This window comes from Mesorhizobium sp. WSM4884, from assembly GCF_029625675.1.
In the GTDB taxonomy this organism is placed as follows: domain Bacteria; phylum Pseudomonadota; class Alphaproteobacteria; order Rhizobiales; family Rhizobiaceae; genus Mesorhizobium.
This window is the reverse complement of record NZ_JARTVO010000007.1, coordinates 235,067-256,375: the sequence shown is the minus strand read 5'-3', so window position 1 is coordinate 256,375 and position 21,309 is coordinate 235,067. Positions and strand designations below refer to the sequence as shown.

Below are 21,309 nucleotides of genomic sequence, written 5' to 3'. Positions count from 1 at the left end.
GCCATGAGCGGCATCGCCGGAATTCTGCTGAGGCAAGACGGCGGACCCGCCCAAGCGACCGACATCCAGCAGATGCTAGCGCACATGCGCCACCGGGCCCGCGACGGCAGCTCGTGGTGGACGGCGGGAAGCGTGGCGCTTGGCCATGCCTGGCTCGATACGACGGGCGAGAACGGCCCAGGCCCGCTGATCATGGCCGGCGGCAAGCTCGCCATCACGGCCGATTGCCGGCTGGACAACCGCGACGAGCTTCTGGCGCGGCTCGGCGCAGGCGACCGGCCGGTCACCGACGCGATGCTCCTGATGCAGGCCTATCTCACATGGGGCGAGGCCTGTCCGACCCATCTGCAAGGCGATTTCGCCTTCGCGATCTGGGACGCCGAGCGCCGGGCGCTGTTTTGCGCCCGCGACCATTTCGGCATCAAATCTTTCCATTATCACTCGACCGCCAGGCGCTTCGCTTTTGCCTCGGAGATCGGCCCTCTCCTTGCTCTGGACGGTGTCGGCACACGCATCAGCGAGCATCAGATTTCCGGCTTCCTTGCCGGATTGCCCGACGATCCGCAGTCGACCCAGTATGCCGAAATCTTCCGATTGCCGGCCCGCCATATCCTGACGGTGACGGACAGCCAGGTGACGCTTCGTCCCTACTGGCAGGTCGAGCCTTCGCCCAGGCCGCTGCGCCCGGATGCCATTGAGGAGTTCAGGCATCTCTTCTCACAGTCGGTGCGGAACCGGATGCGCGGCACGCCCGCCATAGGCGCGATGCTGAGCGGCGGCCTCGATTCGTCCTCGATCGCTGGCGTCGCCGGCATGCAAGCGGCCGCGGAGCACAGACCGCGGCTGAAGACCTTCTCGCTGGTCTTCGATAAGGACTCGCCGATGGACGAGAAGCCGTTCATCGACGCGGTGCTCGACCGGCACAGGCTCGACGGCACGATGATTTCCGTTGGCAACTACGCGCCCTTCGCCGAGTTCGAACGCATCCTGGAGGAGCAGGAGGGGACGTTCCTCGCCCCCGGCCTGTCGTTGACCCGCAGCATCTACCGGACGGCAGGTGCCGAGGGGGTGAAGGTGCTGCTCGACGGTCATGGCGGCGACGAGGTCGTTTCGCACGGGCACGGACTGCTGCATGAGCTCGCCAATGCCGGCCGATGGCTTGCGCTCTGGCGCGAGCTTCACGGCGCCTCCGGCACCTATGGCGAAGGCATGCTCGCCATGTATTTCCGATTCCTGACCGTCTATGGACCGGCATGGCGAATCGCCAGGTGGCGAAGCCGGATGAACCGGCTTCTGTCCGGGCTGCGGCTAAAGACCGCCGCACAGGCGCGCGTCCCCGCCTGGGGCGCCCTGGTCAATGCCGAGCTTGCCAGGCGAACCGACCTCGTCGACCGCTTCCACCGGGCCGGCTACATGCCACCAAGCGTGAGCGCCAGCGAGGCGCTCACCCATCGCTGGGTACTCTCGACCGGACTGGTGCCGCACGCCTTCGAAGTGCTGGACAAGGCCGCCGCCAATTTCGGCGTCGAGCCGCGCTATCCGTTCTGGGACAAGCCGCTGGTCGAGTTCTGCCTGGCGTTGCCCGGCGAGGAAAAGCTCCGCAACGGCTTCGGCCGCCATGTGCTGCGCCGGGCGATGGAAGGTGTGCTGCCGCCGGCGGTGCAGTGGCGGCGGGACAAGATCGATTTCACCGCCAACCTGGTCAACGGCATGCTCCGCAACCATCGCGACCTTCTGGACACCGTACTGGCCTCCGAGGGCGACCGCATCGCGCCCTATGTCAATCTGAGCGAAGTCAACGCCGCCTATGCGCGGCTGCTGCAAAAACCAGACGAAGCCGCGCCGCTCGATGTGCAATATGTCTGGCGCTCGATCTCGCTGTCGCTCTGGCTGCGGCGGATCCAGCCGATGGGTAGCCTTGCATGAAGGGTTCAGCCGCTCCCATCGCGACCAAGCCGGATCCCGACATCGGGCCCGAAGATCTGAGCGGGCGCGTTCGCCGCTTCTACAAAGCCTATGGCCTGACGATCAGCTCCGAGGTGGCGCTGCCGGAGTTGCAACCGACGGTGCCGGCGCCGCCCGATATCGCGATCGCAGTCGGCCCGGTCGACTTTCCCAGGCCTGCAATGGAAGGCGGAACCGCCTTTCGCTTCGGGCCGACGCGCCAGTATCTGTCTTGGCAAGCCGTCGGCACCTTCCTGATCAGCGATGCTTCCAGGATCGATGTCGATCCGGCGCCGGGCATCGACGATCCGCTGCTCGCCTTCCCGCTTTTGGGTCCGGTGCTGGCGCTCACCCTGCATCAGCGCCGCCTGCTCGTCCTGCACGCCAGCGCAATCGCCGTTGGCGGCCAAAGCGTGGTCTTCATGGGCGACAAGGGCGCCGGCAAGTCGACGATTGCGGGCGCGATGATCCGCGCCGGTCACCTTCTGCTTACCGATGATGTTGTGGCGCTCGATCTGTCCGACCGTTCGCGTATGATGATTTTGCCTGGTTTTCCGCAGCTCAAGCTTGCAACGGACGCCGCCGACGCCATCAGAATCGGACAGGCGGAGGTGCGGCCGCAGGTGCATCCGCAGATCAAGAAGGCGCAGCACCGTCTCCATGACGGATTTTCAGATGAAGCAGCGCCCCTTGCGCGAATCTATATGCTGAAGCGCGGCGAACGGGCGGCGATCACGCCGCTGCCAGGCGCCGGCGCCCTGCCGGCGATCATCAAGTTCTCCTACGTCACCCGGTTCGGTCGGCAGGCGCTGGTCGGCGATTTCGCTTCTGCGCATCTCGGCCAGTGCGCGCAGCTAGCCGCCAAGATCGGCGTCGGCCGTCTCGAAGTGCCGGCAGGGCTGGAGCGGATCGATGAGGCCGTCGCCCTGATCGAGCGCGATCTGGCCTACGGCACGCAGGCTAGGTGAGCGGAGCATGGCCTGGTCCTCGAAACTTCGCCTGTCGCTCTTGCGGGATGTCGCCGGCTTCGGCGGCGTGATGGCGCAGATCGGCGGGCGGCGCACGCTGACGGCGCTGGCCTTCCTGATCCTGGGAAGCCTGACCGAGGGCCTCTCGATCCTGCTTGTGATCCCGCTCCTGCACCTGATCGGCAATGCCGACCAGGATTTTGCCGTGCGTGTGCCAGGCGCTCTACGCTGGCTTTTACCTGGCGGAACACTGTCGCTTGCGACGGTGCTCTGTCTGCTCGTCGGACTGGCGGCGCTGCAGGCGATGTTCAACCGCTTCAAGTCGCTCTACATGGCGCGGCTGCTCTACGATTTCGTCAATCGTGTGCGCATGAACCTGTTCGAGAGCATCGGCAGGGCGCGCTGGGGCGTCTTCACCCGCATGCGCGGCTCCGATCTCGACCACGCGCTGACCGGCGACATCGACAGGGTGCAGGCGGCGGCTTTCTCGCTGCTGATGCTCGCCCAGACGACGCTGCTGCTTGCCGGCTACCTCGTTGTCTCGCTGTTCATCTCACCGGTGATGACGTCCTTCGCCATTCTCGTCGGCGTGATCCTGTTCGTTGCACTGCAGCCCTTCCGTGCGCGTGCCACCGCATATGGCCGTGTGCTGACGAGCAGCCGCCAGGACCAGTACCGCACGGTCTCGGAGTTCCTTGGCGGCATCAAGGTGGCCAAGAGCCTGAATGTGGAAGCGGGCTATTTCGCGCAGCTCCGAGCGACACTCGAGAAGATGAAAGCGGACAACGTCGCCTATGTCCGCAACAGCACCATCGGCACCGCGCTGTTCCAGGTGGCGAGCGTCATCGGGCTCAGCCTGTTCATCTACATCGCACTGGTGCGCTTCCATCTGTCGCTTGCGGAAATCGTCGTGCTGCTCTTGGTCTTCATGCGGGTCGCGCCGCGCTTCATGGATATGCAGACGCAGGCGCAGCAGGTTCTGATCAACCTGCCGGCATACACCGCCATGCAGGCTTTGCAGGCGCGCTTCGACGCCGAGCGCGAGACGGAGCCCGGCGATGCCGGGCAGGACGCAAGGCTTTCGCTCGACACCGGCCTCAACGTCCGCGACGTCTCGTTCGCCTATGGCGATGGAAAGCCGGTGGTCGGCGGCATCACCTTCAGCCTTCCCGCCGGCAAGGTGACGGCGCTGATCGGTCCGTCCGGCTCGGGCAAGAGCACGATCGCCGACATGCTGCTTGGGCTGCTCGAGCCGACCGAGGGCAGTATCCTGGCGGATGGCGCCGAGATTACCGCCAAAAACCGCAGGGCGTGGCGCGATCAGGTAGCCTATGTGCCGCAGGACGTGTTCCTGCTGCATGACACCATCGCCGCCAATCTGCGCCTGGCGGCGCCGCGGGCCGAAGACGAGGAACTCTGGGCCGCGCTGCGCAAGGCGCATGCGGCCGATTTCGTGGAGCGGCTCGACCTGCGGCTGGAAACCGTGGTGGGCGACCGCGGCGTCAGGCTCTCGGGCGGCGAACGCCAGCGCATCGCGCTGGCGCGAGCGCTGCTGCGCAGGCCTTCGCTGCTCATCCTCGACGAGGCGACGAGCGCGCTCGACTGGCAGAATCAGTCGCTGATCGCCCAATCGATCGACGGGCTGCGCGGCCAGATGACCATCCTCACCATCGCGCACCGGCCATCGATGATCGCCTTCGCCGACTGGGTCGTGGCCATCGAGAACGGGCGTATCGTCGAGGTCGGGCAATATCAGCAGCTGAAGGCAAAGTCAGGCAGCCGGCTGGCCAGGATGCTCTCCGGCGAACGGGCCGAACGGGACGCCGAGACGTCGGCCGACAAGACATTGGCGGACAGGGCACCGCTTCCTGCGCCCGCTGAACGGTCAGCGGAGACTGCCGCGCCTGGCGGTTAGCTTTTCGCCCTCGGCCACCTTGATGCCGCGGTCGGCCTCCCGCGCCTTTTCGGCGGACATCGGCCTGCTCCTGGCGATCATCGCATAGACCAGAAGGAAATAGCCCGCCTGAATGATGACGGCGCAAATGACGGCACGCATGATTATGGTGCCAGGCGATGCTCCGTCGAAGTAGGACCAGCCGACCACGATCGCGAGCGCGAATAACATTCCGACGATGAATTTTGGCAAAGACATGCTCGTCGGCCCGTCAACCGACACAAGCATGCAAAAGCAGTGACTTACCCACCCGCGTAACTCCCCGTTGCGCCAAAGAGCTATTTCTGGCTGCCCAATTCGGCCGGTTGCTTCCGACCTTCCTGACCCATCCAAACTATGACAGAAACAGTTTGCGACTCTATTAAGGCGAGACCTTTGCAACAAGGCCAAATGCAGGTGATTTCCAACGGTTTCGCGGCATCGACTCCGCCATGCTGCGACGCACACTCCGGCATCGCCGCCTATTCACCACAACGAAACCCTCGATAGTAGAACGCAAAACATTAATTAGTATTTTACGCCAAGAACTTACCGGAGCGAGTGATTCTTACGCCCTGCAACCGCCGCTCGTCTGCAGCAAAGAATGCACTGCCCAAAAACAGCCCAAAAGCGGTACTACATTTCCCAAAAATTCTCTCACCTTGTCATAAACATGCCACAAAGGCCAAAATTTGGGCATGGCAGGTTTATTATTTAGTCAATTCATGACGCAAACATTTCACGCGGATGGGAAATTGTGTGTTGCGCTGCAACATTTTTTTGGTATCGTGCCGTAAACCATCCGTTCAACGTATGGAGCTTCTGCATGAGGGACGTCGCCAAGTCGGCTAATGCGGCTTTTTCGCAGGCCGGCATTGATTTTCCACCCCCCATCGGCGGTCTGCTCAAACGCAGCTTCGATATCGTCGGTTCCCTGGCGGGCCTGGTTCTGCTCAGCCCGCTCTTCCTGATGGTCGCCCTGCTGGTCAAACTTTCCGACGGCGGGTCGATCTTCTATGGCCACAAGCGAATCGGTCGCGGCGGAAGGATCTTCGCCTGCCTCAAATTCCGCACCATGGTGCAGGACGGCGAGCGGGTGCTGGCCGCGCACCTCGCCGCCAACCCCGACGCCGCCGCCGAATGGGCGGCGACGCGCAAGCTGAAGAACGACCCGCGCGTGACGCGTGTCGGCGCGGTGTTGCGAAAGCTCAGCCTCGACGAGCTGCCGCAAATCATCAACATCCTGCAAGGCGACATGAGCCTGGTCGGGCCACGCCCGGTCGTGCGCGACGAGCTCGAAATCTACGGCAGTGCCGCTGTCTATTATCTGAAGTCGCGCCCCGGCCTCACCGGGCTGTGGCAGGTGAGCGGGCGTAACGACGTGTCCTACGACACGCGCGTCGCCTTCGATCGCCACTATGTCGAGAACTGGTCGATGGTCGAGGACATCCGCATCATCGTGAAGACCGTGCCTGCCGTGTGGATGTCGCGCGGCAGTTATTGACCGACGGGCCTGCCCCGCCGAACTCGGGGCAGGCATCCGGCAGTGATCTCATCGGGCGGATGGGGCCAACGCGGATCGGAAACGCTCTTTGAAAAAACACCCCTTTGGACTCCTTTCCAAGGCGCCGAGCCGGTTTGCGGCCGTGGCGCTTGTGATGTGTCTCGCGTCGCCGCAGATGGCGACGGCCGACGACTACAAGCTCGGCCCGCAAGACAAGCTCAACATCCGTGTGGCGGAATGGCAAACGGTCGACGGCACGTTCCGCGACTGGTCGGCCATCAATGGCGACTATTCGGTCGGCCCCGCCGGCACGCTGTCGGTGCCGTTCGTCGGCGAGATGCAGGCGGCCGGCAAGACGACGTCGGAGATCGCTGCGGCGATCGGGCTTGCACTGCAGCGCAAGCTGGCGCTGCCCGACAAGCCCGAGGCATCGGTCGAAATGGCGCAGTTCCGGCCATTCTACATTTCGGGCGAGGTACAGAATCCCGGCCAGTTTCCCTATGTGCCCGACCTGACGGTGCTGAAGGCGGTGAGCATCGCCGGCGGCATCCGGCGCAGTGCCGACTACGGCCCTCAGCTCGGCAAGGACCTCGTCACCGCCAAGGGTAATTTCGACATCTATGACGACCAGCGGCTGCGGCTGCTCATCAAGCGCGCCCGCATCGATGCGGACCTGGCCGGCAAGACGAGCTTCGATATTCCGAAGGAGGTCGAGGGCGATCCGAGAGTGCAGGCCATCGCTGCCGATGAAATGCAGATTCTCACGGCCGACCAGAAGGCCTTGAAGCTGAAGCTGGACGCGCTTGACGACCTGAAAGGGGTTCTGCAGGGCGAAATCGAATCGCTGCAGAAGAAGATCGCCAACCAGCAGCAGCAGGTCGATCTGGCGCAGCAGCAGCTCAGCAGCATCGGTCCGCTGGCGCAGAAGGGCCTGGTCAACAATGCGCGGCTGCTCGATTCGAAACAGTCTGTGGCCGATCTGCAGGGCAAGATCCTGGACTATGAGACGGCCGTGCTTACGGCCAAGCAATCGATCAGCAAGGCTGATCAGGACGCCATCGATGCCCGCAACACGCTTAACTCCAACCTGGCCGCCAGCCGGCAGCAGGCCGAAGCCGACCTGAACGAGGCGACGCTGAGGGTAGGAATGCAAAAGGGCCTGATCGCCCAGGCGTCGGATCCCGCGACGATGGCTGCCGTCACCGGCAGCGGGGAACCGACCCTGCTCTACTCGCTGGTGCGGGTTGCCGACGGCAAGACCAGCGAGGTCGACGCCAAGGAAGACACGCCGGTGCTGCCGGGCGACGTGATCAAGGTCAAGCTGGCGCCGACGGCCAGCCAATAGCGTCACCGGTTCGGGCCTTTCAGCACGGCCCGAGCGATGGAGGCGGGAGGAACATGTCAGGCTCGCTCGCGCGACGGCGCGGGCGAGAAATCTGTTTGCACCGCTAAGGCATAGAATGCAGCCCGCCGCTCCGCGTCACGTCTACCTCAACCTCGACGCCATTCGCGGCGTGGCCGCGATCAGCGTGATGCTTTATCACTTCTCGCCGTTCCTCGCCGGCGGCAAGGTACTGCCGTCGAGCTATCTCGCGGTCGACCTGTTCTTCCTGCTCAGCGGCTTCGTCATCGCCCACGCTTACGATCGCAAGATCGAGAACGGCATGGGCTTCGGCACGTTCCTGGCCATCCGCCTGATACGCCTCTATCCGCTCTATCTCGCCGGCACGCTGCTCGGCTGCTTCTATCTGCTGATCAAGAACAGGCTGATCCCAACGGAATACATACCCTTGTCCGAGATCGGCACGCAGCTGACGACGGGCATGCTGTTCATTCCGCTGGTCGGCGAGGTCTACCACACGATCTTTCCGCTCAATCCCGCCTCGTGGTCGCTGTTCTTCGAGCTGATCGTCAACATCGCCTACGCCGCCATCTTCTTCCTGCTGTCGAGGCGCGTGCTGACGGCGCTGGTCGCTGCCAGCCTGGTGCTGCTGATCATCGCCTCGGTGATCGCCGGCACGCTCGATTTCGGCATGACCGGCAAGACCATCATCAGCGGGCTGCCGCGCGTGTCGTTCTCCTTCTTCCTGGGCGTGCTCTTGTGCCGTTCGATGGCGCGCTACCAGGACAGCCTCGGCTTCCTGCGGCGCGGCTGGTGGGTCGAGGCCGCGATCCTGCTCACGCTGATCGTCTTCGCGATTGCACCCGCCGGCAGCGCGCGCGTCGCCTACGATCTCGCCTCTATCGCCATCGTCTTCCCGATCATGGTGGTGACCGGCGCCGTGGCGCCGACCGCGCCGCGCCTGGCAGGCTTCTATGGCTGGCTGGGGCGGATTTCCTACCCGATCTACATCATCCACACGCCGATGCTGATGATCATCGCCGGCGCCGGCAAGGCGGTATCAGTGGACCCGTTCGCGCATCATCCCTGGTTCGGCATCGCGATGGCCGTCGCGGTCATCGTCATCGCCGACGTCGCCACCCGTATCTATGACGAGCCGGTGCGCCGCTTCCTGCAGCGGCAGATGCAGCGCTCGCGGGCCGTGGCCTAAGGTCTGTTGAGATTCAGGTGACGCCGGCCTGCGAACGGCGAGTTCCTCCGTTTCCGGCCTTCGCCGACCGAAGGCATTCACGAATGGCGCGGCAGCTAAAGCGCGTCGCGATCTTTCAGATTCGCTCCCTGCGCTTTAGGTTTTTGATTCTACGCATGTCTTTGTCCCGAAACCGGTCCCACTTTCGGGAGACATGCTTTAAATTAAGGCTACGGCCGGCGTAGGCCGGTGCTCACGGACTTCAAGCACGCTCCGCTCCGGCCTTCGCCGGCCGAAGCCCTCATAAGTGTCTCCGCTCCATAAAGGCTACGGCCGGCGCATGCCGGTTCTGGGAAGCCACCTTTCTCGGCTCGGCCTGACCTGAATCTCAACAGACCTTACAGCGGCTCGGCTCTTTCCGAACGGAAGACTGGCCCACATTTTTCCCTGGAATTTGCTGCAGCCGGTCAGACCGGAGCCGGCATGTGGCCGGCTGCCGGCTTTTCATCATGGACCGGGATGGCAACCCGCCGTCGCCTGGCAACCGGCAGCGGCCTCAGCTTGAACAGGCCGTAATAGACGATGAAGGAGGCCATGAAGTAAGGGCCGAGGATCTCGACCTCGAAAAAGGAGCGGATCAGCATGAGCCCGACAACACCGGCGAGCACCACCGAATCGGCGCTCCAGGCGCCGAACACCACCTTCGATAAATGACCGTAGAAGGCGCGCAGGATGATCAGCGCCAGCATGGTGACGCCGACGAAGCCGACCTCGACCAGGGTCTCGACATAGGTGTTGTGGAAGTGGAAGCCGGTGCGGGTCGTGATGTAGAACTCCGCCCACAACCGTTCCGGATCGGCGAAGCCTTGCACCCAGTAGGCGGCATAGCCGTAGCCAAGCAGCGGATGCAGCTGCGCCGCCTGCCAGCCCTGCTGCCAGAGATAGGTGCGGCCGGTCAGCGTCGAATCCTTGCCGAAGATGCCGAGCACGACATCCAGCAGGCCAAGGTTCAGCGCGGCCGCAACGCCGCCCACCAGGGCGGCACCGCCGACCACGAACAGCACGCGGCGGTAGCGCCGCGACAGGACCCTGCTCATGGTCAGCAGGATGACGATGCCGAGCACCGCCGGCAGCGAGGCGACCGATGTCGCCGAATGGGCGATCGCCAGCATGTATGCCGATAACAGGATGATCGGCGCGGTCCAGAAGAAGCTCAGCCAGTTGCGCCGGTAGAACATCAGAAAGACGAAGGACAGAAAGATGCCGAGCGACGAGAAGAAACCGACCTGGTTCTTGGAGGCGAAGGCGCCGACGAAATTGAAGGTGCCGTCGATCGTGTCGAGTGCGTAAGCGTTGACTTTCAATGAATAGAGCAGGACGAAGAAGATGCCGATCAACGAGCCCAGCACCAGCGTGCGGACGCTGATGGTGCGGGCCGCGATATAGGCACAGACGATATGCGAGGAATACTGCACCGCCGCACGCGCGCTGATGCCGGCGGCCTGAGACCAGAAGACCGACAGGCAGATATAGGCTGCGAAGAGTATCGGCAGCCAGGCGTAGGAGAGCTTCCAGGTGAAGCGCCTGTAGTCGACGAAGAGCAGCGGCAGCCAGACCGCGTAATAGGCAAGGATCAGGATCTGGCCGAAATTGCTGGAATAGGCAAAGGCAAAGACGGAGATCACCACGGCAAAGGCGCCATAGGCCTTGTTTGCCTCAGGATCGAGCAGAATGGATTTCGGTATCTTCATGCCGGATTTTTGTCCGTTCAGCCTTAAGAGCGGTTCAGCAACTGCTAGCCGGCGCAAGCCAATGTTCAGCCCAGCCGGGTCTCATTGTGCACTGCAGCATATCTATCGCCCTATCGCCGGGGGCTCAACCGGAAATGTTGTCACCGGCAAAAAGGGGGCGGTCATCCAAGCCATGTTGCACAGCGAAAAGGCCGGAATGGGGCGGGTTTCAAGCCAGCGCTGATCGAGCGACGGCCGCCTGGATGAGCCGGTCGGCCAGGATCGCGAGAAAGGCGATGGACAGGCCGGCGATCAAACCCATGCCGGCATCGGCCTTGCCGAGCGCGACATAGACCGCTTGGCCGAGATCGCGAGTGCCGACAAGGGCGGCGATCGCCAACATCGAGAGCGCCGCCATGATGGTCTGGTTGAGGCCCAGCATGACGACCGGCAGCGCCAGCGGCAGCTTGGCCTGCAGCAGCGTCTGCATCGGCGTCGCGCCCATCTGCTCGACCGCCTCGACGACGTCCGCGCGCACATGCCTCAGCCCGTGCTCGACATAGCGGATCGGCGGCACGATGGCGTAGAGCATGATGGCGATCAGCGCGGTGAACTCGCCGACCTTGAAGAACATCAGCGCCGGAATGAGGAAGACGAATTGCGGCATGGTCTGCAGCGCGTCGCAGATCGGCTTCAGGATGCGCGAGACGCGGTCGCTATGCGCCGCCCACGTCCCCAGCGCGCCGCCGACAAGCAGGCAGAGCAGCACCGCCAGCGTGCAGAGATAGAGTGACTGCACGAGTTGCGGCCATAGCCCGTTGACGAGGATCAGCGCGAAACCGACGAGCGCGAAAAGGCCGAGCCGCAGCCCCGCGACCTGCCCGGCAAGGAGTGCTGTGGCGAGGATGAAGACCGGCCAGGGCAGACCGAGGAAACCGGTGTAGAGCATGAGGCCCGCAGCCAGCACTGCTAGTGCCGCCCGCCAGCCGAAACTGCGCATCGACAATGCGGCCAACGCCAGAGCCAGGGCGAAATAGGCGACAATCGCCGCCGGCGACAGCGCAAAGCCCCAGATGGCCGGCGTGGCGGACCCCGAAATACCGACCCGCATCGGCAGAAGCAGGCAATAGAGGACCGCGTTGCGCACGCCGTCGAAGAACCAGGCATAGTCGCGCACGATCCCAAGCAGCCACTGGTTGACGGCGCCCATCTCCATGCGCAGCCCGGTTTCCGGCAGAAGCGTTGCAGCCGGCGCGGCGAGATGGATGACGACCGCGAGGCCCAGAGCGAACAGCAGCGACAGGACCAGCCGACGCGGCGTCATCCACCGCATGGCGCCCGTCGGCCCGGTCTCGGGCTCCCTGGCGAAGCCGATGGTGAGCCGGTCGATGAGGATGGCAAGCAGCGCGATCACCAGGCCTGAAAGAATGCTCTGGCCGAACTCGGCCTTGCGCATCGAGGACAGCACCTCCCAGCCGATATCCTCGAAGCCGCCAATGATGGCGGCGACGATGACCATCGACAGCGCCGCCATCGTCGTCTGGTTGAAGCCGACGAGGAGCTGCGGCAGGGCCGTCGGCACCTCGACCTGCCAGAATTGCTGGCGGCGCGTGCAGCCGCTCATCAGCCCGGCCTCGCTGATGGCGGCCGGCACGCGATCGAGGCCGAGCATGGTGTTGCGCACCATCGGCGGCGTCGCATAGATCGCGGAGGCGATCAGTCCGACGACCGGTCCGAAGCCGAACAGAAGCAATAGCGGGATGAGATAAGCGAAGGCCGGCACGGTCTGCATCAGGTCGAGCGCGCCGAGCAGAACCGGGCGCAGTCGCGGCCGCGCATAACCAAGGACGCCAAGCACAAAGCCGAGCACGGTCGAGATCGGCACCGCCAGCAGCACGAGCGCCAGCGTGTTCATGCTCTGCGGCCAGTAGCCGGCGAAGAGGATATAGGCGAGCGCGAGCAGGGCGAAGATGGCGAGCCGGCCGCCGCTCGACTTCATGGCAAGAGCCGCCACGCAAAGCATCACCGCCGGCCAGGGCAGCCAGGCGAGCGCCAGGCGCGCGCCGCGCATCGGCGCATCGAGGAAGGCCGACAGCGCCCGGAACGCCGGCTGGACGACGGCGACGACGGCGTCGGTCGCGGCGTCGACATAGGCGGCCAGCGGCAGCGTCCATTCCTTGGGAAAATTGGCCAGCCAGGGGAAGTCCGCCTTCAACAGCAGACAAAGCGCCGTCAGCACAGCGAGAGCGCACCAGGGAAGGAGGGCCGGATCGACTGCGAACCTCGACGAGGAGCGTAATGCCGCGGCCGGCGCCGTCATGAGTGCGTGCGCCTTGCCTGTTCGCGCTCCAGCACGGCAAGCACCGCGCCGGCGTCGAGCACCGCCGGTGGGCGGTCGCCTGTGCCGGGCACAGTGAAGGCCGCCACACCGGAGGCGAGCTGCGGGATCAGCGCTTCGAGGCTGGTATCGGCGGCGATGGTCTTTTCGGGCAGCGCCGTTCCGTTGGCGGCCTTAGCGATATCGCCCGCCGTGATGACGCGCAGCAGCGGCATGTCCTCTGTGAACTGCGCGACATAGTCGTCGGCGGGATTGAGCACGATGTCGGCCGGGCGGCCGATCTGGACGATCTTGCCGGCCCGCATGATCGCCAGCCTGTCGGCAAGGCGGAAAGCCTCGGCGATGTCGTGGGTGATGAAGATGATGGTCTTCTTCAGCATCTTCTGCAGGCGCAGGAACTCGTCCTGCATCTGGCGGCGGATCAGCGGGTCGAGCGCCGAGAACGGCTCGTCGAGGAACCAGAGTTCCGGCCCGACGGCGAGCGAGCGGGCGATGCCGACGCGCTGCTGCTGGCCGCCGGAAAGCTGATGCGGGAACGAGGCTTCGCGGCCCTCGAGCCCGACCAGCGCGACCATCTCGCGGGCGCGGGCTTCGCGGTCCTTCGCCGGCTTGCCCTGGATCTTCAGCGGGAAAGCGACATTGTCGAGCACACTCAAATGCGGCAGCAGGCCGAAATTCTGGAACACCATGCCCATGGCGTGGCGGCGCAGCTCGATCAGTTCCTTGCCGCTGGCCTGAAGCAGGTTCTTGCCGTCGAGCAGTATCTCGCCGGCGCTCGGCTCGACCAGGCGCGACAGGCAGCGGACCAGCGTCGACTTGCCGGAACCGGAAAGACCCATGATGACGAAGATCTCACCGGTCGCCACCTCGAAGCTGGCATCGACCACTGCCGGCAGATGCGCCTCCGCGCGCAGCCGCTCGGCCAGCGCATCGGGATCGATCACATAGCCGCGCGAGTCGAAATAGTAGCCCGGACGCCGGCCGTAGACCTTCCAGACGTTGCGGCAGGCAAGCTTTATCGGGCGCGCGGCGGCGTTCATCGGTAACTGCCCTCGCCCTGCCCGGTCCCGCATATCGCGGGAGCCAGGCGTTGATTGCCTTCAGCCCTTGCCAGGCACATCGGCGGATTATCCCTTGGCAGCGTCGAGCCAAGGCTTCCACACAGTCTCGTTCTTGTCGATCCACTCCTTGACGACGGCGTCGAGGTCCTTGCCCTGCTTGTCGACGGCCAGCATCATCTTCTCCTGCTCGCCGGCGTCCATCTTGAAAGCCTTGAGGAAGGCATAGGCCGCCGGCCATTTGGCGCCGAAGCCCGACCAGACGATCTTGTCGACGTCCGGAGGGGTGATGCAGTGTTCGTTGGTCTGCTCCTTGCAGGGGGGCATGGTGACCCAGCCGACGTCGTTTTCGGCGAGCGCATAATGCGGGCCCCAGAACATCATCACAAGCGGCTTCTTGGCGGCCTCCGCCGCCTCGAGCTCGGCCACGAGCGCGCCTTCCGAACCGGCGGGCACGGCGGTGTATTGCATGGAATTGTCGGCAATGATGGTCGCCGCGCGCGAGCCCCAGTCGGCGGGGTAGTCGAGGAAGCGCGCGTTGGGCGCGGTCTCCGGCGTCGACAGCGCCTGGATGCATTCCGGCTTGTTGAGCGCCGTCCAGTCCGGCAGGCCGGGGCAGACCTTTTCCATGTATTTCGGATAGATCCAGCCCTCGCGCGTCTTTAGATCGAGCTTGCCGATATCCTCGATCTGCTTGGCGGCAAGCGTCTTGGGGTAGATGTCGCCGACATTGTTCATCCACACTTCCACGGAGGCGCTGAGCGAGCCGTCGGCCAGGCCTGAGAATTGCGGGAAATTGCCGGCGGTGACGTATTCGACCTTGTAGCCGAGCTTTTGCAGAAGCTGCCCGGCGATATGCGTGGAGACATGCGCGCCCGTCCATTCAAGCATGGCGAGCTTGATCGGCTCGTCCTTGGCGCCGAGATCGGCGGCTTGCCCGGCCGTCGTTGCGGCGAGCACCAGCGCCAGGCCAATTCCGACATTTCTCAGTCTGTTCATTGCGTTCGGCATGATGGTTTCCCCTGTTCTGTTTTGGTTTGAGCTGAATTCCATCGTTGATGGCGAGGCCTCCGCAAACCTCTCTTTGCGCGCCCGGCCGCAGGACACTGTCGATCAGTCGGTGAAGCTTATGACGAACCTGCCTTTCGACTGGCCTCTTTCAAGCGCGGCGAGCGCGTCCGAGACTCCGTCCAGCCTGATGGTCTCGACTATGGTTTCGAGAGGTTGCTCTGCATGCATGGTGACCAGCTCGCGCATCTCCTGCCTGGTGCCGACGCTGGTGCCGGTGATGACGACGCCGGTGGCCGTCAGCCATTCCTGGATCAGAGGCACCGGCTGGAAGACCATGGCGGCGGCGATGATCCTGCCGCGAGGGCGGATGCCCGCGAGCATGGCGTCCCAGGTCGCCGTGGTCGGCGCGAAGTTGATGCAGGCGTGATATTTCTCGCCCTTGGCAGCAAGGCGCGAAGAGAGGCCGGAGTCGGCGATTTCGGTTTCCGCCGCACCGTAGCGGCGGGCGATCTCCAGCTTCGCCGGATCGCGGTCGACCGCGAGCACCCTGACGCCGAGCCGGCTGGCGATCTGCACCGCATAGAGGCCGAGGCCGCCGCAGCCGAAGATGACGGCGGTTTCGCCTGCCCTCAGCCCGGCCCGCTTCACCGCGCCGTAAGCGGTGATGCCGGCGCACATCACCGGCGCGGTGGTCACCGGGTCGACGGTCTCGGGCAACGCTACCGCGAACCTGGCGTCGCAAACGATATATTCGGCAAAGGCGCCGGGCACGTTCAGACCATGCGCCCGATGGTGTTGGCAGAAGGACTCGTAGCCATCCAGGCATTCGTCGCAACGGCAGCAGGTGTCGTGGATCCAGGGGACGCCGGCACGATCGCCCAACGCCCAGCCGCTGACGTCGTCGCCGATCGCCTCGACGCGGCCGATGCCCTCGTGGCCCATGACGAAGGGGGAAGGCGCATGCGGCGGAACGCTCTCGCCTCGCCAGATGTGCACGTCGGTGTGGCAGACGCCGCAGGCCTGCAGCCGCACCAATATCTGACCGGGGCCGGCGACGGGACGAGGCACGCTGGTAACGTCGAGCGGCTCGCCGTACCTGCCCAGGACCGCGGCCCGCATCGTTTGTTGGTGGGACGTCATCGATAGTCCGTAAGGCATCTGCTTGCCTTGGCAGCCTAGGCCTGCCAAAATTATATGACAATAGAAAAATTTGTTAGAGCGTACAAAAATTTCGTCGGATATACGAAACCCATGGCGACCAGGACAAAGAAACAAAGGACCCGGATCGAAGACATCAGGCGGGTCGAGTTGATCGAGGCGGCGCACCGGATCTTCCTGCGCGACGGCCTGAAGGGCCTGACGACCACCCGCATCTGCCACGAGGCCGGCATGTCGCAGGGCATCCTGACCTATTATTTCAAGGACAAGGATCAGGTGTTGTTCGAGATGGTGCGGTACGCCAACCGTGTCCTGATGGATGCGGTGGTGGTCAATCTGCGCCAGGCCGAGACCCGTTGGGATCGCCTGACGGCCATTGTCGAAGGCAATTTTCCGGAGGAGAAGTTCGAGCGCAGCACGGCCAACGCCTGGATTTCGTTCTACGCGGAAGCTGCGCACAACCCCCGTTACGCCCGGCTGCAGGAGCTGTTCTACAAGCGGCTGCGGTCGAATATCGGCTCGGCGCTTTCGCCGCTGTGGTCGAGAGAGGAGATCGACCATTTCGTGCGCGGCTTTGCCGCGATGCTGGACGGGTTCTGGCTGCGGCGCGGCCATTCCGACGACGCCATCTCGCATCTGGAGGCGAGAGCGCTGTTGGTCGAATATTCGGAAAAGATGCTTGGCGCGGGCATGGTGTCGAAGCTGAAAAGGCTTCAGCTGCGGGCGGCCTGACGTTTTGGAATGCGTCGCCGTCTGCGAGCGGTTGCACGCTCTTTCTACCGGCGCGGGTTTCACCACAGGGCTCCGCCGGTGATCTGGATATTTTCCATGGTGATCCCCTTGGCGAGATCCGAGCAGAGGAAGACGGCCAGCGCCGCGATCTCTTCGGGCTGCAGCATACGACCCTGGGGATTGGCTTTCCGGAATTCGTCCATCGCGTCCTCGACGCTGCGGCCCTTGCCTTCGCGCTCGACGACCTGTGCCACGTTGCGGCGCATCAGCTCGGTCTCGACCCAGGTCGGGCTGATCATCACGCAGGTGACGCCATGCGGTGCCCCTTCCAAAGCCACGCAGCGGGTCAGCCCAAGCAGGCCGGCCTTGGAGGCGCAATAGGCGGGATTATCCTTCCAGCCGACGGAAGCCGCCGTCGAGCCGATGTTGATGATCCGGCCCCAGCCGCGCTCGATCATGCCAGGCAGCACGGCGCGCGTGGTGCGGAAGGCGCCGGTCAGATTGGTGTCGATGATCTTGTCCCACAGCTCGTCGGAATGGCCGCAAACCGGTTGCTCGGCCGTCGTGCCGGCGGCGTTGACAAGGATGTCGGCGGGACCGACGGCCGCCTCGGCCTCGGCAAGGAAGAGGTTGGTGAGCGCGCTGTCGCGGACGTCGAGATGCGCGGCGTGCGCCTGGGTGCCGTGCGCCGCAAGCGCCGACTTCACGCGCTCGATCTCCTCCGCGCCGGGATAGTAGGCGGCGTCCGATCTACTCGCCTGTGGCGGCGCGACATAGGAGCCGACCGCGACATTGGCGCCTGCCTTGGCGAGCGCCGTCGCGATGGCGAAGCCCATGCCGGAAAAGCCGCCGGTGACGATGGCGCTGCGGCCGGTGAGATTGGTCATCGCGGACGATCTCCATATTCACACTGCAAGATAGCCTCCATCGACGACCATTTCGGAACCGGTGACGAATTTGGATTCGTCCGAGGCGAGGTAGAGGACCATGTAGGCGATGTCGTCGGGCTCGCCGAGAAAGCCGATCGGGTGGCGCGACAGGGCTTTCGCCTTTTCCTGCTCGAGCGTGCCGAGGTCGCGCAGATAGTTTTCGGTCTGCGGCGTCCAGATATAGCCGGGGTGAATGGAGTTGCAGCGGATGCCGTAGCGCTGCTCCGCGCAATGCACGGCCACGGCCTTGGTCAGCGTGCGCACGCCGCCCTTGGAGGCGCAATAGGCAGCAAGCTCTGCCTCGCCGATGATGCCGTCGATCGACGAGAGATTGATGATCGATCCGCCGCCGGATTTCTTCATCAGCCCGATGCCTGCCTGGCAGCCGAGAAAGACGCCGTCGAGGTTGACCGCCATGGTGCGCCGCCATTCCGCTAAAGTGGTGTCCTCGATGTTTTTGGCGATGGCGATGCCGGCATTGTTGACCAGCACGTCGAGCCGCCCGAAACGCTGTTCGATCGCGGCCATGACCGCCGACCAGTCTTCAGGCTTCGACACGTCATGGCGAAGGGCGAGCGCCTCGCCGCCAGCCTTGACGATCTCGGTCGCCGTACCACCGGCAAGAGCTTCGTCGATGTCGCTGACGACCAGTCTGGCGCCTTCCGATGCCAGAAAAAGCGATGACGCGCGGCCGAGGCCGAGCCCGGCCCCGGTGACCAAAGCGACCTTGCCCGCGACGCGGCCCATTCCCGGCATCAACCTCCCTTGTCAGCTGGCTCCAGCGGCTTGCCCAGCCAGTCGCGGTAAAAACTTTCGAGATCGGGTTCGAAATCATGCACGATCGGATAGCCGGGGGCGGCTGCCTCGACCTCGTGAAGCGTGCCGCATTCCGGGCAGATGAACTCGCGGATCTCCATCCATTCCGGATCCGGCAGGTCGCTGTTGGGGTAGATCTCGCGCAGCGATTCCTCGCTGTCGCGCACGATGATCGAGGCCCTGAGCTTCCAGTTCTTGCGGTAGTCGCCGAAGGAATGGCCGCATTCGCATCTCGTCACCCGCTCGTCGCCGCTCTGGCAGATGAAGAGGTGATCGCCGACGGGGAGCAGGATCGGATCGCTCCAGCCGACGCGCTCCTGCAGGACCGCGACATATTTGAAGAAACGGTCGTCGTCCTTGTAGGCGCTCATGATGCGGCGCGTCTGCGGCCAGGGCAGCGCGCCGGCAACCAGATCGGCGATGACTTCCTTGCTGTATGAGGTCATTGTCCCTTTACTCCACGCCGAAGGTCGATTTGGCATCGACGTCCCAGAAGGCCGAAAAGTCCTTTGCGAAGCGCGGTGAAAGCTTGATCGCGCTGGCGTACATCTTCTGCACTTCGGGCGCGAAATCGGCCGCTTTCACCCGCTCGCGCTCCTTGGCCATCCATTCCGAGACCGGCTTCGCCCGCGCCAGACGCTTGGCCCGCATCTCGGCGCGATGGCGCTTGGTGGCCTCGATATTGGCGACCGGGAAGCCCTCCTCGTCCTCGTCGAGCACGATGCCGAAGATTCCTTCAGCCGCTTCCTTGGTGAGAAAGCCGTTCTCGACGTCCCAGGCGGTCTTTACGGGATCGCGCTCCAGCACGTCGCCGTAACCGCCACCGCCATTGTAGGAGTGGGTGAAGACGTCACCCGTCTTGTGCGGCGCGGTGATGTAGGGGCCTTCCAGCGTCACATGCTCGCCTTCCAGCCGGACCTCGAGTTCGGAGCGGTACGGGTTGGTGCCGGTGTGGTGCGCCAGCGGCGCGCGGTTTTCGGCGAGCTCGAAGATATTGCTGTCGCGTACCGCGCGATGCTTCTGGCAGGTCGGCGCCGGATAGCCGCCGCACAACCCGCCATTGTCGAAGACCCGGGAGGAGTGCTCGGAGGTCACCAGCCGCAGATGGTCGGTCTTCGAGACCAGCCAGGTCGACAGGAAAGAACAGCCGCCTCGATATTTGCCTGCGCCGCCGGAATTGGGAACGATCGAGCGGCCGATATAGAGCATCGGCATGTTCTGTTCCCATATCTCGATGTTGCCCATGTCGGATTCCGGGTTCCAGCCGACATAGGCGGTGTCGAGGCCATCCTTGATGGCCAAAGCGCCGGAGCCGGCGGCGGCGCATTCGAAATGCGCCATGCCGAAGGGCGTGCCATACTGGCTGGTGCCGCCCATCTCGATCATCGGGCTGTTGACCTGGCCGACAAAGGCCTCCTCGACGAAGCCGCGCGCGATGAAGGAGCGCGACAAGAGCCGCTGGAAGACGCCATAGGCAGGGAGCAGCAGCGCCCAGGAGGTAGCGGTCGCCACCATCTCGTTGTCGGGGTTGGTCCAGGTGCCCTTGGGCAGCTTCAGCTCCGTCGCCATCCAGGCGCCGTCATTGACCAAGCCCTCGAAGTTCATGTGCTGGGTCAGCGTCACGAACATGCCGCCATCCATGCCGGCCGGCGTGCAATTCATCGAATGGTAGCCCCAGGGCTGCGTACCCTCGAAGTCCATGATGATCTTGCCGTCGCTGGTGATCTCCATCTCGATCGGCATGTTGTAGAGCCAGTCGGGATCGCCGAGCGGCTGGTAGCCCGGCTTGCCGGCGGTGACGTGGCCGTAGAAAGTGTGGCCGCGATATATGCCGGGAACGGTGAGCTGGCGGGTGCGGGCGAGCTGGGCGCGGCGGCCTTCCTCGATGAATTCCTTCGACACCTGCATCCAGTAGTCGAGGCCGATCTCGTCGATTAGCGCCTTGACGCTCTCGCGCATGTCGATGCAGGAGGCGACCTTGGCCTTTTCGTCCAGCACCCAGTAGATCGGCATCCTGAGATTGCGCTCGCAGCGGATGACATAGTCGCGTCTGAGCTCGTCATTCTCGCCGACCTTCTCGGCGCAAACGAACAGGCCTTCGGTGAAGCGCTCCTGCGCCAGCGCCACGTCGCCGCCAGGCGTGATGCCGCCGGCCTCCAGCTCATGGCAGACCGCGCCCGCCCAGCCGACGAGCTTGCCCGAATGGAAGATCGGCATCACGTCCATCACGTCCGGCACCTGCACGGTGCCGATGAAGGCGTCGTTGTTGGCGAAGATGTCGCCGTCGCGGATCTGTGGGTTCTCTTCGTAGCCGTTGCGGATCATCCATTTGATGAAGCGGCTCATCGTGTGAACATGCACCATGATGCCGTTGGAGAGCGCGATCGCATCGCCCTCCGGCGTGTAGATGGCGACGACCATCTCGCCGACCTCGCGCACGCCGGGAGAGGCGGAGATGCGGCGGGCCATCTCGCGAGCCGACACGCAATAGGCGCGCAATTTGGTGTGCAGCGTCTCGAACTTCAGCGGATCCTGGCTGCGCAGCTTCAGCTCGGTGATGCCGTCATAGCAGCCGGTCTCGTCCATCAGCCGTTCGGTTTCGATCAGCCGTTCGCGGATGCGGAGCGCGGAAGCGGGTTTGTCCAGCATGGCGTTCG

Annotated in this window: 18 protein-coding genes; 8 read left to right on the top strand and 10 right to left on the bottom strand. The window is 64.1% G+C overall.

The features are described from left to right. The first annotated feature begins 3 nt into the window (after positions 1-3). Genes P9236_RS14080 through P9236_RS14070 form a run of 3 tightly spaced genes read left to right on the top strand, consistent with a single transcriptional unit; the run spans position 4 to position 4,827 of the window. Positions 4-1,926, top strand: coding sequence for a lasso peptide isopeptide bond-forming cyclase (locus P9236_RS14080; protein ID WP_278075228.1), 1,923 nt, complete (start codon positions 4-6; stop codon positions 1,924-1,926). After that, the gene (locus tag P9236_RS14075) at positions 1,923-2,912 is read left to right on the top strand and encodes a serine kinase (RefSeq protein ID WP_278075227.1); all 990 of its coding nucleotides are present in this window, start codon (positions 1,923-1,925) and stop codon (positions 2,910-2,912) included. Before P9236_RS14080 ends, P9236_RS14075 begins: the two co-directional genes overlap by 4 nt. A 7-nt stretch (positions 2,913-2,919) precedes the next feature. Next, on the top strand, positions 2,920-4,827 hold the full coding sequence (locus P9236_RS14070) for an ABC transporter ATP-binding protein (protein WP_278075226.1): 1,908 nt from the start codon (positions 2,920-2,922) through the stop codon (positions 4,825-4,827). Here the strand turns inward: P9236_RS14070 and P9236_RS14065 are convergent. Further along, on the bottom strand, positions 4,798-5,064 hold the full coding sequence (locus tag P9236_RS14065; protein ID WP_278075225.1) for an exopolysaccharide production repressor exox: 267 nt from the start codon (positions 5,062-5,064) through the stop codon (positions 4,798-4,800). The genes P9236_RS14070 and P9236_RS14065 overlap by 30 nt on opposite strands. Before the next feature lie 607 nt (positions 5,065-5,671). Between P9236_RS14065 and P9236_RS14060 the strand changes: the two genes are divergently transcribed. From P9236_RS14060 to P9236_RS14050, 3 genes are all read left to right on the top strand, one after another. Continuing rightward, positions 5,672-6,349 carry a sugar transferase gene (locus tag P9236_RS14060; RefSeq protein WP_278075224.1) on the top strand — a complete coding sequence of 226 codons (678 nt, stop codon included), beginning with the start codon at positions 5,672-5,674 and terminating at the stop codon, positions 6,347-6,349. Between the two features lie 154 nt (positions 6,350-6,503). Then, complete coding sequence (locus tag P9236_RS14055; RefSeq protein WP_278075223.1) at positions 6,504-7,694, top strand: polysaccharide biosynthesis/export family protein; 1,191 nt, start codon at positions 6,504-6,506, stop codon at positions 7,692-7,694. A gap of 115 nt (positions 7,695-7,809) precedes the next feature. Next, positions 7,810-8,901 carry an acyltransferase gene (locus P9236_RS14050; RefSeq protein WP_278075222.1) on the top strand — a complete coding sequence of 364 codons (1,092 nt, stop codon included), beginning with the start codon at positions 7,810-7,812 and terminating at the stop codon, positions 8,899-8,901. A gap of 446 nt (positions 8,902-9,347) precedes the next feature. Here P9236_RS14050 and P9236_RS14045 read toward each other — a convergent pair whose 3' ends face one another. Continuing rightward, complete coding sequence (locus P9236_RS14045; protein WP_278075221.1) at positions 9,348-10,631, bottom strand: O-antigen ligase; 1,284 nt, start codon at positions 10,629-10,631, stop codon at positions 9,348-9,350. Between P9236_RS14045 and P9236_RS14040 the strand changes: the two genes are divergently transcribed. Beyond that, complete coding sequence (locus tag P9236_RS14040) at positions 10,612-10,854, top strand: hypothetical protein (protein WP_278075220.1); 243 nt, start codon at positions 10,612-10,614, stop codon at positions 10,852-10,854. The genes P9236_RS14045 and P9236_RS14040 overlap by 20 nt on opposite strands. Here the strand turns inward: P9236_RS14040 and P9236_RS14035 are convergent. From P9236_RS14035 to P9236_RS14020, 4 genes are all read right to left on the bottom strand, one after another. Then, positions 10,840-12,930, bottom strand: a complete 2,091-nt coding sequence (locus P9236_RS14035; RefSeq protein ID WP_278075219.1) for an ABC transporter permease subunit — start codon at positions 12,928-12,930, stop codon at positions 10,840-10,842. The genes P9236_RS14040 and P9236_RS14035 overlap by 15 nt on opposite strands. Continuing rightward, a complete protein-coding gene (locus P9236_RS14030; protein WP_278075218.1) occupies positions 12,927-13,988 on the bottom strand; it encodes a betaine/proline/choline family ABC transporter ATP-binding protein in 1,062 nt (353 codons plus the stop codon). The genes P9236_RS14035 and P9236_RS14030 overlap by 4 nt, the downstream gene beginning before the upstream one ends. 87 nt (positions 13,989-14,075) lie before the next feature. Then, complete coding sequence (locus tag P9236_RS14025; protein WP_278075217.1) at positions 14,076-15,005, bottom strand: ABC transporter substrate-binding protein; 930 nt, start codon at positions 15,003-15,005, stop codon at positions 14,076-14,078. Between the two features lie 114 nt (positions 15,006-15,119). Then, on the bottom strand, positions 15,120-16,157 hold the full coding sequence (locus tag P9236_RS14020) for an alcohol dehydrogenase catalytic domain-containing protein (protein ID WP_278075216.1): 1,038 nt from the start codon (positions 16,155-16,157) through the stop codon (positions 15,120-15,122). A 111-nt stretch (positions 16,158-16,268) separates the two neighbouring features. Here P9236_RS14020 and betI point away from each other — a divergent pair, with 111 nt between their 5' ends. Then, the gene (gene betI / locus P9236_RS14015; RefSeq protein WP_278075215.1) at positions 16,269-16,907 is read left to right on the top strand and encodes a transcriptional regulator BetI; all 639 of its coding nucleotides are present in this window, start codon (positions 16,269-16,271) and stop codon (positions 16,905-16,907) included. A 59-nt stretch (positions 16,908-16,966) separates the two neighbouring features. Here the strand turns inward: betI and P9236_RS14010 are convergent, their stop codons facing one another. Genes P9236_RS14010 through P9236_RS13995 form a run of 4 tightly spaced genes read right to left on the bottom strand, consistent with a single transcriptional unit; the run spans position 16,967 to position 21,301 of the window. Further along, positions 16,967-17,794, bottom strand: a complete 828-nt coding sequence (locus P9236_RS14010) for an SDR family NAD(P)-dependent oxidoreductase (RefSeq protein ID WP_278075214.1) — start codon at positions 17,792-17,794, stop codon at positions 16,967-16,969. An 18-nt stretch (positions 17,795-17,812) separates the two neighbouring features. After that, on the bottom strand, positions 17,813-18,583 hold the full coding sequence (locus tag P9236_RS14005) for a glucose 1-dehydrogenase (protein WP_278075213.1): 771 nt from the start codon (positions 18,581-18,583) through the stop codon (positions 17,813-17,815). Positions 18,584-18,591: 8 nt separating this feature from the next. After that, entirely contained in the window at positions 18,592-19,098 is a 507-nt protein-coding gene (locus P9236_RS14000; RefSeq protein WP_278075212.1) for an acetone carboxylase subunit gamma, read from the bottom strand. A gap of 7 nt (positions 19,099-19,105) precedes the next feature. Further along, positions 19,106-21,301, bottom strand: coding sequence for a hydantoinase B/oxoprolinase family protein (locus tag P9236_RS13995; RefSeq protein ID WP_278075211.1), 2,196 nt, complete (start codon positions 21,299-21,301; stop codon positions 19,106-19,108). Positions 21,302-21,309 lie beyond the last annotated feature (8 nt).

Coding starts and splice junctions, on each gene's coding strand:
- P9236_RS14050 (WP_278075222.1), top strand. CDS start 7,810: ATGCAGCCCGCCGCTCCGCGTCACGTCTACCTCAACCTCGACGCCATT.
- P9236_RS14035 (WP_278075219.1), bottom strand. CDS start 12,930: ATGACGGCGCCGGCCGCGGCATTACGCTCCTCGTCGAGGTTCGCAGTC.
- P9236_RS14070 (WP_278075226.1), top strand. CDS start 2,920: ATGGCCTGGTCCTCGAAACTTCGCCTGTCGCTCTTGCGGGATGTCGCC.
- betI (WP_278075215.1), top strand. CDS start 16,269: ATGGCGACCAGGACAAAGAAACAAAGGACCCGGATCGAAGACATCAGG.
- P9236_RS14010 (WP_278075214.1), bottom strand. CDS start 17,794: ATGACCAATCTCACCGGCCGCAGCGCCATCGTCACCGGCGGCTTTTCC.
- P9236_RS14075 (WP_278075227.1), top strand. CDS start 1,923: ATGAAGGGTTCAGCCGCTCCCATCGCGACCAAGCCGGATCCCGACATC.
- P9236_RS14025 (WP_278075217.1), bottom strand. CDS start 15,005: ATGAACAGACTGAGAAATGTCGGAATTGGCCTGGCGCTGGTGCTCGCC.
- P9236_RS14030 (WP_278075218.1), bottom strand. CDS start 13,988: ATGAACGCCGCCGCGCGCCCGATAAAGCTTGCCTGCCGCAACGTCTGG.
- P9236_RS14060 (WP_278075224.1), top strand. CDS start 5,672: ATGAGGGACGTCGCCAAGTCGGCTAATGCGGCTTTTTCGCAGGCCGGC.
- P9236_RS14005 (WP_278075213.1), bottom strand. CDS start 18,583: ATGGGCCGCGTCGCGGGCAAGGTCGCTTTGGTCACCGGGGCCGGGCTC.
- P9236_RS14080 (WP_278075228.1), top strand. CDS start 4: ATGAGCGGCATCGCCGGAATTCTGCTGAGGCAAGACGGCGGACCCGCC.
- P9236_RS14065 (WP_278075225.1), bottom strand. CDS start 5,064: ATGTCTTTGCCAAAATTCATCGTCGGAATGTTATTCGCGCTCGCGATC.
- P9236_RS14055 (WP_278075223.1), top strand. CDS start 6,504: ATGTGTCTCGCGTCGCCGCAGATGGCGACGGCCGACGACTACAAGCTC.
- P9236_RS14040 (WP_278075220.1), top strand. CDS start 10,612: ATGGATTTCGGTATCTTCATGCCGGATTTTTGTCCGTTCAGCCTTAAG.
- P9236_RS14045 (WP_278075221.1), bottom strand. CDS start 10,631: ATGAAGATACCGAAATCCATTCTGCTCGATCCTGAGGCAAACAAGGCC.
- P9236_RS14000 (WP_278075212.1), bottom strand. CDS start 19,098: ATGACCTCATACAGCAAGGAAGTCATCGCCGATCTGGTTGCCGGCGCG.
- P9236_RS13995 (WP_278075211.1), bottom strand. CDS start 21,301: ATGCTGGACAAACCCGCTTCCGCGCTCCGCATCCGCGAACGGCTGATC.
- P9236_RS14020 (WP_278075216.1), bottom strand. CDS start 16,157: ATGACGTCCCACCAACAAACGATGCGGGCCGCGGTCCTGGGCAGGTAC.